This is a genomic window from Streptomyces sp. S07_1.15 (assembly GCF_020739505.1).
Taxonomy (GTDB): domain Bacteria; phylum Actinomycetota; class Actinomycetes; order Streptomycetales; family Streptomycetaceae; genus Streptomyces; species Streptomyces xinghaiensis.
In genome coordinates, this window is sequence record NZ_JAJBZK010000001.1 from 1,179,683 (window position 1) to 1,191,304 (window position 11,622).

The 11,622-nt window shown below is 72.0% G+C and carries 6 protein-coding genes; 4 read left to right on the forward strand and 2 right to left on the reverse strand.

What is annotated here, in order from left to right; genetic code table 11:
• Nucleotides 1-126: 126 nt before the first annotated feature.
• A complete protein-coding gene (locus LIX60_RS05075) occupies nucleotides 127-1,773 on the forward strand; it encodes a cytochrome P450 (RefSeq protein ID WP_227957384.1) in 1,647 nt (548 codons plus the stop codon).
• Complete coding sequence (locus LIX60_RS05080; RefSeq protein ID WP_227957385.1) at nucleotides 1,770-4,535, forward strand: aminotransferase class III-fold pyridoxal phosphate-dependent enzyme; 2,766 nt, start codon at nucleotides 1,770-1,772, stop codon at nucleotides 4,533-4,535. Before LIX60_RS05075 ends, LIX60_RS05080 begins: the two co-directional genes overlap by 4 nt.
• A gap of 111 nt (nucleotides 4,536-4,646) precedes the next feature.
• Here LIX60_RS05080 and LIX60_RS05085 read toward each other — a convergent pair whose 3' ends face one another.
• A complete protein-coding gene (locus LIX60_RS05085; RefSeq protein ID WP_227957386.1) occupies nucleotides 4,647-5,582 on the reverse strand; it encodes a cyclopropane-fatty-acyl-phospholipid synthase family protein in 936 nt (311 codons plus the stop codon).
• Nucleotides 5,583-6,106: 524 nt separating this feature from the next.
• Here LIX60_RS05085 and LIX60_RS05090 point away from each other — a divergent pair.
• Both LIX60_RS05090 and LIX60_RS05095 read left to right on the forward strand, forming a co-directional pair.
• Complete coding sequence (locus tag LIX60_RS05090; protein WP_227957387.1) at nucleotides 6,107-9,193, forward strand: carbohydrate binding domain-containing protein; 3,087 nt, start codon at nucleotides 6,107-6,109, stop codon at nucleotides 9,191-9,193.
• 155 nt (nucleotides 9,194-9,348) lie between these two features.
• Nucleotides 9,349-9,852, forward strand: a complete 504-nt coding sequence (locus LIX60_RS05095; RefSeq protein WP_227957388.1) for a hypothetical protein — start codon at nucleotides 9,349-9,351, stop codon at nucleotides 9,850-9,852.
• A gap of 60 nt (nucleotides 9,853-9,912) precedes the next feature.
• Here LIX60_RS05095 and LIX60_RS05100 read toward each other — a convergent pair whose 3' ends face one another.
• The gene (locus tag LIX60_RS05100; protein WP_227957389.1) at nucleotides 9,913-11,373 is read right to left on the reverse strand and encodes a hypothetical protein; all 1,461 of its coding nucleotides are present in this window, start codon (nucleotides 11,371-11,373) and stop codon (nucleotides 9,913-9,915) included.
• Nucleotides 11,374-11,622: the final 249 nt, after the last annotated feature.

Genomic DNA, 11,622 nt, shown 5'->3' on the forward strand with positions numbered 1-11,622 from the left:
GGCCCTGCCGCCGACCGCCGCCCCCTCCCCCGGGGGCCGGCCGTCACCGCCCCGTCAAGCCCACTCCGTCGTTCCCGCCACCCCGCACCCCGCCCCGCCTCCCACCGACAGAAAGGGTGAGTGGCCTTGCCCCCACGTCCCTCCCCACGTCCCTCCCCGCAGCCCGCCCCCGACCCCGCCGCGGCCACCGGCCCGCAATCGTCACGGGCCCCGGCCACCGCCGCGGCGGACGAACCGGGCGCTTACCGCGCCATACCCGTCGCCCGCCCGGTGAAGGGCCCCGACGGCAGCCGCCCCCGCTTCAGCAGCGACCAGATCGGCTTCCTGGAGCGGGCCGCGGCGGAGTACGGGGACATCTTCCGGTTCCGGCTGTTCGGGATGCCCGTCATCGTCCTGAACAACCCGGACCACATCCACCAGGTGCTCGTCGGCAGCCGGCACAAGTACGACAAGGAGGTGCTGCTCTACAAGCTCGTCCGTCCGGTGCTGCGCAACGGGCTCATCACCAACCCCGGCGGTGAGCTCTACATGCGCCAGCGCCGCATGATGCAGCCCGCGTTCCGCCCTGCCGTGGTGGCCCGGTTCGCCGACGGCATGACGGACGAGACGAACAGCATGCTCGACCGCTGGGGGGACCGGTACCGCCCGGGTCAGGTGGCGGACCTCAGCGCGGAGTTCAGCGAGCTGACCCTGCACATCGTCACCCGCACGCTGTTCAGCGCCCAGGTCGGCGAGACGGCACGCCGCTTCGCCGAGGCCTTCACCGAGACCAACGACATCCTGGGCCGCTTCTTCCGCTTCCCGTTCCCCCCGCTCTCCGTGCCGACCCCGGCGCACCGGCGGCTGCGCCGGGCGATCCGGCGCATGGACGACTGCGTGTCCGCCTTCATCGAACGCAGCAGCACCCCCGCGAACGCGGCGAACTCCGCGGGCCCGGACGCCGGCGCCGGGAAAGCCGGCCACGGCATCGATCTGCTGCACCTGCTGATGAACGCCGTCGACGAGGAGGACGGCGGCGGCATGGACTTCGAACAGCTGCACCACGAGGTGCTCAACATCGTCGTCGGCGCCTATGAGACGACCACCAACGCCATGGCCTGGGCCTTCCAGGTCCTCGCGGAACGCCCGGACATCGAGGCCCGGCTGCACGAGGAGATCGACACGGTGCTGGACGGCCGGCCGCCCGGCATGGACGATCTGCGCCGCACCCCGTATGCCCGCAGGGTCGTCGAGGAGACACTGCGCATGTACTCGCCCGCCTGGCAGTTCATGCGGCGGGCCCGCGAGGAGGACGTGCTCGGCGGCCACCGCATCCCGGCCGGGTCGAACATCTATATCAACAGCTACATCCTGCACCGCCGCCCCGAGTACTGGGAGGACCCGGACGTCTTCGACCCGGACCGCTTCACCCCCGAGCGGTCGAAGGACCGGAACCGGCACGCGTACATGCCGTTCGGCGCGGGGGAACGCATCTGCATCGGGCAGCACTTCGCGCTGGTGGAGCTGCACCTTGTGCTGCTGGCCATCGCCCAGCGCTACCGCTTCACGCTGCCGCCGGGCCAACCGCCCGTCCGGCCGCGGCCGCTGACCACCCTGCACCCGGGCGGCGGCGTCCACCTGGAGGTCCGGCCGCGGTCCGGCGCCGCCGGCGGCACTCCCCCGGCGCACGACGGCGGTGAGGGACGGGACGGCGGCGACGGCGACGGCGGCGGCGGCGGCGAGGCACAGGACGGCCGGCCCGGCCCGGCCGCGGACCCGCGGAGCGCCTCATGACCACCACCGAAACCGGCTCCGCCCCCGGCCCGGGCAGCGGGACCGGCAGCGGCACCGGCACACACCCGCCCACCGGCACCCCCGCGGCATCCGCCACCGAGGGCCGCCGACTCGGCCGCCGCCTCCGCCGTCTCTGCACCCTCCTCGGCCCGATGTACGTCAAGTTCGGGCAGATCCTCTCCACCCGCTCCGACCTCCTCCCGCCGGGAGCCGTCGAGGAGTTGCGCGTCCTGCGGGACAACGGGCGCGCGATGGGCCCGCGGCGCGTCGTACGGACCCTGGAGAAGGAGTACGGCAAACCGCTCGGCCAGGTCTTCGCCTCCTTCGACCCCGTCCCGGTCGCGAGCGCCTCCATCGCCCAGGTGCACCACGCGACGCTCAGGGACGGCGACGGCGGGACGGAGGCGCGGAAGGCCGGAAACAGGTCCGGAAAAAGGTCCGGAAACGGGGACGGCACCGGGACCCGCGTCGCGGTCAAGGTGGTCAAGCGCGGCGTGCCGGCCTCCATGCGGCTGCACCTGGCGCTGCTCCGCGGCCTCGTCCGGACCGCCCACGCCCTGCTGCCGCCGATCCGCACGCTGCGGATGCCGCAGCGCGTCGCCGAGATCGGCCGGCTGCTCGCCGAGCAGCTCAGCATGGAGACCGAACGCGCCAACATGACGGCCGTCGCCGAGAATTTCGCGGGCCATCCCTTCGTCCGCGTCCCCCGCTCCCACCCGGAGCTCTCCACCGACCGGGTGCTGGTCATGGAGTACGTGGAGGGGATCAGGGGCAGCGATTTCGCAGAGGTGGACGTCCCGCCGAGGGAGCTCGCCCGCCGGCTCCAGGACATCCTGCTGACGATGCTGTACCTCGACGGCACCTGCCACGGCGACATGCATCCGGGCAACATCCTCCTCACCCGCGACGGCCGCTTCACCCTGATCGACTTCGGCATCACCGCCTACTACACCGAGGCCGAGAAATGGGGGCTGGTCTCCTTCAACAACGCGGCGATCCACCACCGCTGGGATCTGGCGGTCCGCCGCTTCACGGAGTACTTCGTGGAGACGGACGCCCGCCCGAAGAAGCGGAGAAGGACGAGAGGGAAGGCGCGGACCGAAGCGGCGGCCCCCGCGGAGGCCCTGCTGGCCGACGAGTCCTACACCACCGCCCTCAAGGAGGTCTTCGTCCACCATTTCGAGACGGCCTCCGGCCGCTGGTCGGGCACGGACTTCTTCCGCGACGTCAGCGAGGTGCTGCGCCGCCACGGCGTCTCGTACACGGCCGCCTACACCAAGGGCGAGCTGGCGATGCTCTCCTGCGAGGGCTTCATGGCCCAGATCGACCCGGAGCTCGACATCTGGGAGAACACGCGCCGCTTCGCCGACCGCTACTCGACCTCCCTCAGCGGCGCGGTCAAGGAGCGCTTCGACGCCTACTTCGCGGTGGCCACGCCCAAGTCGCTCGCGATGCGCGACCGCGCCCGGCGGTCCCTGGTGGCCCCGACCCATCTCGACCGCTACTTCTTCCCCAGCGCGTACCCCCTGTTCATCGCCGGGGGCAGCGGGGCGCGGCTGACCGACCTCGACGGCAACGAGTACATCGACCTGGGAGGCGGTGGCGGACCGGCCGTCCTGGGCCGCGGCCACCCCGTGGTCCGGGAGGCGCTGCGCTCGGCGGCCGCCACCTGCAACATCAACGCGCTCGGCCACGAGCCCGAGGTGGCCCTGGCCGAACTCCTGACCGACGCCTTCCCGGGCGCGGACCGGGCGGTGTTCTCGAACTCCGGTACGGAGTCCGCTCTGCACGCCATCCGGCTGTGCCGGGTGCGCCGCCCGGGGGCGCGCCGGATCGCCAAGTTCGAGGGGCACTTCCACGGCTTCTCGGACCAGGCGATGGTGAGCTCCTGGTTCCGGGTGGCGGGGCCGAGGGACGCGCCGGAGGCGGTCGCCGGCTGCCCGGGCACACCCGGCGGGGCGGTCCGCGACACCCTCGTCCTCCAGTTCGGCCACCCGCGCAGCCTGGACATCCTGCGCCGCAACGCCTCCGACGTGGCCGGGGTGCTGGTCGAACCGCTGCCGACGACGGCGGGCGGCATCGACCGGAACTATCTGGCCGCGCTCCGCGCGCTCTGCACCGAACTGGACATTCCCCTGGTGTTCGACGAGGTGGTCTCCGGTTTCCGGGTGGCGTACGGCGGGGTGCAGACGCTCACCGGCATCACCCCGGACCTCACCGTGCTCGGGAAGATCATCGGCGGCGGGCTGCCGTGCGGCGCGCTGGTGGGCACGGCGGAGATGATCGAGTACGGCCGCACGACCGGCGATCCGTTCCGCGACGCCGAGGAACGCGGCTTCCTGGGCGGCACGATGAGCGGCAACCACCTGTCCTGCAGCACGGGCCTCGCGGCCCTGACCCATCTGCGGGACAACCCGGGTGTCTACGCGGACCTGGAACGCCGGACGGAGCTGCTGGCCGACGGCATGCGGGCGGTCGCGGAGGAGCACGGCGTGCCGATGCGGCTGAGGGCCCGCCACTCCGTCTTCTCCCTCGCCTTCACCCACAAGGATTTGCCGTACTTCCGGGACAGCCTCCACGGCGTCAACTTCCGCGCCACCACAGCCCTCGCGTACTGGATGCGGATGTACGGCGTCTACCTGCCGGAACTGCACGCGTTCCTGATCTCCGCCGCCCACACGGACGAGGACGTGGCGAGCGTGCTGCGGAGCTTCGACCGCTCGGTCGGCGAGATGAGGGCCGCGGGACTGTTCGTCACCTGAGTTCCCCTCCGGCTCCTCCGGCTCCTCCGGCTCCGCCCCCTTCTCTCCCTCCCCGGGAAGAGAAGGGGGCAGGAACGCCCACCGAGCCGCCGGGCCCCGCCGGGGCCGTGCTCAGGTCAACGGCCGCCGCGCGACGAGCAGGACGTAGCCGATCTCCGGCAGGTCCCCGAACCGGGGCAGGGCGTCCGCGGAGCCGAGGAACTCGTTTCCGTCGTCCTCCGCGGCTTCCCCGCCGTTCCCGCCATTCCCTCCCGTCCCGCCGTCTCCTCCCGTCCCGCCGTCCCCGCCGTGGCCCCCGTGGCCGTCGGCTTCCGCCAGGATCCGCGCGAAGGCCCGGTAGGTGCGGCGGACGTTCTCCCCGATGTCCGTGAACTCCAGCAGTTCCAGCCCGGCCCGCCGCACGGCGTCCTGGTACTCGTCCGGCCCGGGCAGCCCGGGGGCCTGGAACGCCTGGCACATCTGCTCGACGAACTCCGCGGTCTCCCCGTGGACCGGCCGCCGCAGCAGCACGTCGGCGACCACCAGCCGCCCGCCGGGCCGCAGCGTCCGGGCGGCGCCGGCGAGGGCCCCGGCCCGGTCGGACATGTGCATCAGCGACTCGATCGCCCATGCCCCGTCGAAGGACTCCGCCGCGAAGGGTTCCGTCCCGACCGGCAGCGCCATGGCGTCCGCGTACTGGAACGACACCCGGCCGGTGAGCCCGGACTCCGCCGCCCGGGCCCGGGCGAGCGCGATCTCCTCCTGGCTGACGGAGATCCCGACCACCTTCGCCTCGTCGCGGGCGGCGACGCGTAACGCGGGGCTGCCCGTGCCGCATCCGATGTCGAGCAGCCGCTGCCCCGGTTCCACGGCGAGTCGGCCGGTGACCAGGTCGGTGAGCCGGTCCGTCGCCTCGTCCAGGGAGCTGCGGTCGTCGTCGCTCTCCCAGTATCCGGAGTGGATGTTGCCGCCCGCCGCGCCGTCGACGACGTCCGTGTTCTCGTCGTAGAGCCGGCCGACGTCCTCGGACGACGGAACGGCCTTCCCGGCCGGGCTTTCCTCGTGCATGCGGAACTCCTCATCGCGGCGCGCGGAGCGCGCGGGACGCAGTGGACTGGAACGGTCGGCGGCGGGCCGGCGGCACCACCGCGAGTCCGCCGGGGAGGGCCCTCCCCGGCGGACGGGATCCACGGATGCGGAAGATCCTCCACCAGGGCGCGCCACCGGGCCCATGGGCGCGTGGGCAGCATCGGGTGCCGGGGGTGCCGACCCTTCTGCCCTCTCCCGCCCGTCCCGCCGTCCCGGCTCGCTCCGGCCCGGCATCTGCCGTCTGGGCACGATGACGGTCTGCCAAGGCCCGTGTGCGGCACGGCTGTTGACGTGCGTGTCATGTACGGGCAATCTCATTGCAACGGCTTGCAGCAACTTCCATCGCGCTGCGGGCCGTCGAGCAGTGCTCGCCAGAACCCGGAGGCGCGTCAGGGATTCCCGGCGAAGTCGCGCGGACGCCGCACCCCTCGGCGTCCGTGCCCGTCAGTCGGTCGACCGCGGCCACCCCGGGCCGCGGCAGCCCTCCGCCCCCTGGAGCACGCATGAAACCCACCCCGCACCGGCCGCTCACGCGCGCCCTCGCGGCAGTCGCGGCGGCCTCCGTGCTGCCCGCCCTCCTCGCCGCCACCCCGGCGACCGGGAACACCCCGGCCCGCGCGCCGTCCTCGGCCACCTCCACGACAACCGGCGCCACCACCAACACGGAGGAGAACACCGCGACGGTCTTCTACTCCACCAGGACCAGGAACTGGCAGGCGTACCACCTCCATTACGCCCCGGACGGCGGCTCCTGGACGACCGCCCCGGGTGAGGCAATGGAGGAAGCCTGTACGGACTGGGTCAAGAAGACCGTCGACCTGGGCGGCGCCTCCGGCCTCCGGGCCGCCTTCACCGACGGTTCCGGCACCTGGGACAACAACGCGGGCGAGGACTACGACCTGGGCACCGGCGCCATCACGGTCAAGGACGGGACGGTGGCCCACAGCGACCCGTGCGCCGGCACGGGCCCGGATCCGGAACCGGTACCCGGCGACGACAGCGGCAGCGGTGGCGCCGAGGACACCGGCGGCACGGCCGGCACCGCCACCGTCTACTACGCCACCTCCACCGTCGGCTGGACCACGGCGAACCTCCACTACCAGCCGGACGGAGGCGCCTGGACCACCGTCCCGGGCGTCGGCATGGAACCGGCCTGCACCGGATGGATGCGCAAGTCCGTCGATCTCGGCGGCGCCACGAAGCTGCGGGCCGCCTTCAACAACGGCAACGGCATCTGGGACAACAACGACGGCGCCGACTACACCATCCCGTCCGGCCGCAGCACCGTCGAGAACGGCACCGTCACGGGCGGCGCCGAGGACCCGTGCGCCGCCGAGGCCCCGGACACCGAGGCGCCCACGGCCCCGTCCGGCGTCACCGCCGGCGCCGACGGCACCTCGGTCGTCCTCACCTGGGAGCCGTCCACCGACGACCGCGCGGTCACCCGCTACCAGGTGACCCGCACCGGCGGCAGCAGAGGCACCCTCGTCGCCGACACCGGCTCCACCGTCTTCTCCGATACGGACCTCGAGGAGCAGACCGCGTACTCCTACACCGTCCGGGCCGCGGACGCGGCCGGCAACGTCTCCGCCGCCTCGTCCCCGGCCGCCGCCACCACCGGCGCGAAGCCTACGGCCCCCGCCACCGGGCAGCCGCTGGGCACCGATCCGCGCAAGGACCCGATCTACTTCGTCCTCACGGCCCGCTTCAACGACGGCGACCCGGCGAACAACCGGGGCGGCAGCCAACACGAGAAGTCCGGCAACGCGGCCCACGACGACCCCATGTTCCGGGGCGACTTCAAAGGCCTCGTCGACAAGCTCGACTACATCAAGGGGCTCGGCTTCTCCGCCGTATGGATCACCCCGGTGGTGCTGAACCGCTCCGACTACGACTACCACGGCTACCACGGCTGGGACTTCCACCGGGTCGACCCCCGCCTGGAGTCCGCCGGGGCCTCGTACCAGGACCTGATCGACGCGGCCCACGCCAAGGGCATGAAGATCTACCAGGATGTCGTGTACAACCACAGCTCTCGCTGGGGCGCCAAGGGCCTGTTCACCCCGACCGTTTACGGAGTCCGCGACACCGACTGGAGCTGGTACTACGACGAGCCGAACGACGGCTTCGCGTATGACGGCCTGACCGTCGAGCCGAAGTCCGGGAAGTCGTACTACAACGGCGACCTGTGGTCCACCGCGGAGCCCTCCGGCAACACCTGCCTCAACTGGGGCAAGCCGACCGGCGGCACCTCCCCCGAGGGCTACAGGCTCTACGACTGCCAGTGGCCGAGCCCGACTTCGGGCATGTTCCCGAAGACGTACTACCACAACTGCTGGATCGGGAACTGGGAGGGCGAGGACTCCCGCTCCTGCTGGCTGCACGACGACCTCGCCGACTTCAACACCGAGAACGCGCAGGTGCAGAACTACCTGATCGGCGCCTACGACAAGTACATCGACATGGGCGTGGACGGCTTCCGCGTCGACACCGCCGTGCACATCCCCCGCACCACCTGGAACCGCCGCTTCCTCCCCGCCATCCAGGAGCGGGTGACGGCGAAGCACGGCGCCGGGGCGGCCCGCAACTTCTTCGTCTTCGGCGAGGTGGCCGCGTTCGTCAACGACAAGTGGAACCGCGGCTCGGTCAACCACTCGGCGCAGTTCTACACCTGGAAGGAGCGCAAGGAGTACAGCGCGGACGACGCCGCGGCGGCCCTGGAGATGTACGACTGGGAGCAGGCGCAGGGACCGTCGAACCAGCCGACGTCACAGAACGCCTTCCTCGACGGCAACACATACCGCACCCCGGACCACAGCCGGTTCTCCGGCATGAACGTCATCGACATGCGCATGCACATGAACTTCGGTGACGCCCGCAACGCCTTCCACAACGGCAAGGACTCCGACGACAGTTACAACGACGCCACGTACAACGTCGTCTACGTCGACAGCCACGACTACGGCCCCAACAAGAGCAGCGACCGCTACGCGGGCGGCACCGACGCCTGGGCCGAGAACATGTCGCTGATGTGGACCTTCCGCGGCATCCCGACGCTCTACTACGGCTCGGAGATCGAGTTCAGGAAGGGCGAGAAGATCGACTGCGGCCCGTCCTGTCCGCTGGCGGACACCGGCCGCGCGTACTTCGGCGGCCATCTGGCCGGCGAGGTGAAGGCGTCCGGCTTCGGCACGGTGGAATCGGCGAGCGGAGAGGTCGCGGACACCCTCGCCCAGCCGCTCGCCCGGCATGTGCGGCGCCTCAACCTGATCCGCCGGGCCGTCCCCGCCCTGCAGACGGGCCAGTACTCCACCGAGGGCGTCAGCGGCGGCATGGCGTACAAGCGCCGGTACACCGGCGGCGGCACGGACAGCTTCGCGCTGGTCACGGTCACGGACGGGGCCACCTTCAGTGGCATCCCGAACGGCACGTACACCGACGCCGTCACCGGCGACTCGCGGCAGGTCACCGACGGGGAACTGGCGGTCGGCGCGCCCGGGAAGGGCAATCTGCGCGTCTACGTCCTGGACCTCGGTGGCACGAACGCGGCCCCCGGCAAGGTCGGCACCGACGGGCCGTATCTGAAGTAGGCGCGGGGCCGGGGCCGGACGGCGTCCACCACCGCCCGGCCCCAAGGCCCCGTTCCCCCAACCGAGTTACCGGCCCCGTGTCACCGGCCGCACCCACGGCCCACCGGGCGGACACAGTGCACCATCTTGCGCGAAAGCGACCAGAAGGAGCACTGATGTACCGCACGCACGGCATGTGCCACAGCACCGGCCTCCGCCGGGCGGCCCTGACCGGCGCCGCCGCCCTGACCGCCCTCGCCCTGACGGCGGGCACCGCGTCGGCCCTGCCCGCCGCCCCGGAGGACTCCCGGAGCCCCCGGGACGCACAGGCGACCCGGGCCACGCAGAACCCGCAAGGCGCGGAGGCCTCGCGGAACCCGCAGAGCACTCGGGCGGCGCGGGGCCGGACGGTGTCGTTCCGCACCCACCGCGCGGGCGCGTACTTCTACCACTTCCGCGAGAAGCTGGTGGTCTCCGACTACAAGGCCGACGGCTACGGCGCCCGCGCCTATCTGACCTGGGGCTCCCGCCGTGCCTCCGTCTACGCCGGCGGGGGCAGGAACTCCACCGACGAGAAGGATCTGCGCATCAAGGAGGGCACCCCGGTGTGGCTCCAGCTCTGCACCACGAAGCGCGGCAAGAACCTCCGCTGCACCAAGACCCGCAAGGGCTACGCCTGACCGCGCCCCGCCCCCCGGCCGTCCGCCGGACCCACCACCCGCCCTCCCCACCGGGGGCCGCTATCGGCCATAGAGCTTCAGTCCCACATGGTCGACGATCCACCGGTACGACTCGCTGTCGATCGCGAAGTAGATGCGACCGACACGGTCGGGGGTGGTGTGGTCGTCCAGCTTGATGTGCGGCTGCCGGTCGTAGGGCTTCCTCCTCCCCTCGAACGTGAACTCGTGGAGCCGCGCCCTGCGGAGCCCTTCGTCCAGGGGCGCGTACATCAGGGGGGTCCGGTCACCGATCCAGGACACCAGGGAGCGGCCCAGGCTCCCCCGCCGCGTCCGCCATTCCCTGGCCAGCTCGGCCAGGGTCTCCAGCGCCTCCCACATGCGGTCGGGATACGGATACGCACACCGGCTCCATTCGTCCTTCGCGTTGGCGGTGAACACCAGTGCCCCACCGGACACCTCGGTCCACCGCGCCCAGTCGGATCCGAAGTCCCTCGGCTCGCCCGGCGGCCGTTCCCGTACCTCCTCGGGCTCGGCGGCGGGCGTGGACAGCGCTCCCAACTGCGCGGTGAGGTTGGCGATCTCGATCTGCAGCCGGGCGACCTGATTCTCCAGTTCCTCGTTCCGCACCAGGAGTTCGACCGACTGCGCCCGCTCGTCGTCCAGGGCCTTCAGCAGACCGCCGACCTGTTCGCTCTCGGTGTCCGCGAGATCGTCGAGCAGGGCGTCGGTCTCCGCCGCGCGGACGGAGTCCCAGAGCCTGTCCCGCCCCCGGGCCACCACGCTGAGCGGGGAGAGGAGACGGGTGAGCCTGCCCAGAAGGGCGTCGTGATCACCGTGGAGGTCGCCCGCCTCCCACCACGGCGGGCGTGCCTCCATACCGGGCCAGTACAGCCGGGCGCCGTCGAGCGGCAGCAGATGCGGGCCGACGTCCGAGTTGAAGGCGTGGAAGGCCAGCCAGCCGGAGACGACCACCACATGGGCCAGACCGGCGAGGCGGGAGGCGGCCTTCCGGGCGAAGTCCGCGGGCGGCCCCACGGTGCGGACCGAGGAGACGACGAGCACCGGGAGACGGCGCCCGGGATCCCGGAGCTGCGCGCGGACGACCGGGATCTGCGCGGTGAGCGCCGGCAGCACGACGGCCGTGATCCGGTCGCCCCCGTCCGTGCAGCGGAGCGAGCCGTCTCTCATGACCGCCTTGAGCGCCCGGGGCGGTTTCAGATCCTCCACCCGGGCCGGCGCGAGCAGCCCCTCGTTCTTCCGTCCCATCACCACGCGGAAACCGGTGGTTTCCCCGTACTGGGAGGCCGTCAGCCGGCAGAGGAACCGGCCTCCTCCCCCGGGCAGGTCCTGCTCGATCTCCATCCGCAGCGCCCGGACGTCCGCCGCCACGGTGACGGGGCTCCAGCTCACCCGCTGGTCGGGGCGGCCCTGCCACAGCGCCGCGATGTCGACCGATCCCTTCGCAGCCATCAGCGCGGCACCGGTCAGACCCGTCGTCCTCGGCTCGACATGCTGTTCCATATGCGTCAGCAGGCGCTCGAAGACCCCGGGCCCGCCGCGGGCCTCCGCCGGCGGCACCTCTGACGCCCCTGACGCCCCTGACGCCCCTGACACCTCTGACACCTCGAACCCGACGACGTACAACTGCTGCATGCGCCTCCCCCTCTTCCCACCCGGTTCGTCCGTGCACGGCCGCGACCCGCAGACCGGTGACAACGGGGCGGCGACGGCGGCTGCCGGAGCCACCGGCCACTCATCTCCCTTGCGCAC

What these genes read in the sequence shown, in the direction of transcription:
- LIX60_RS05080 (WP_227957385.1), top strand. Translation starts at nt 1,770, where the DNA reads ATGACCACCACCGAAACCGGCTCCGCCCCCGGCCCGGGCAGCGGGACC.
- LIX60_RS05085 (WP_227957386.1), bottom strand. Translation starts at nt 5,582, where the DNA reads ATGCACGAGGAAAGCCCGGCCGGGAAGGCCGTTCCGTCGTCCGAGGAC.
- LIX60_RS05090 (WP_227957387.1), top strand. Translation starts at nt 6,107, where the DNA reads ATGAAACCCACCCCGCACCGGCCGCTCACGCGCGCCCTCGCGGCAGTC.
- LIX60_RS05095 (WP_227957388.1), top strand. Translation starts at nt 9,349, where the DNA reads ATGTACCGCACGCACGGCATGTGCCACAGCACCGGCCTCCGCCGGGCG.
- LIX60_RS05100 (WP_227957389.1), bottom strand. Translation starts at nt 11,373, where the DNA reads ATGGAACAGCATGTCGAGCCGAGGACGACGGGTCTGACCGGTGCCGCG.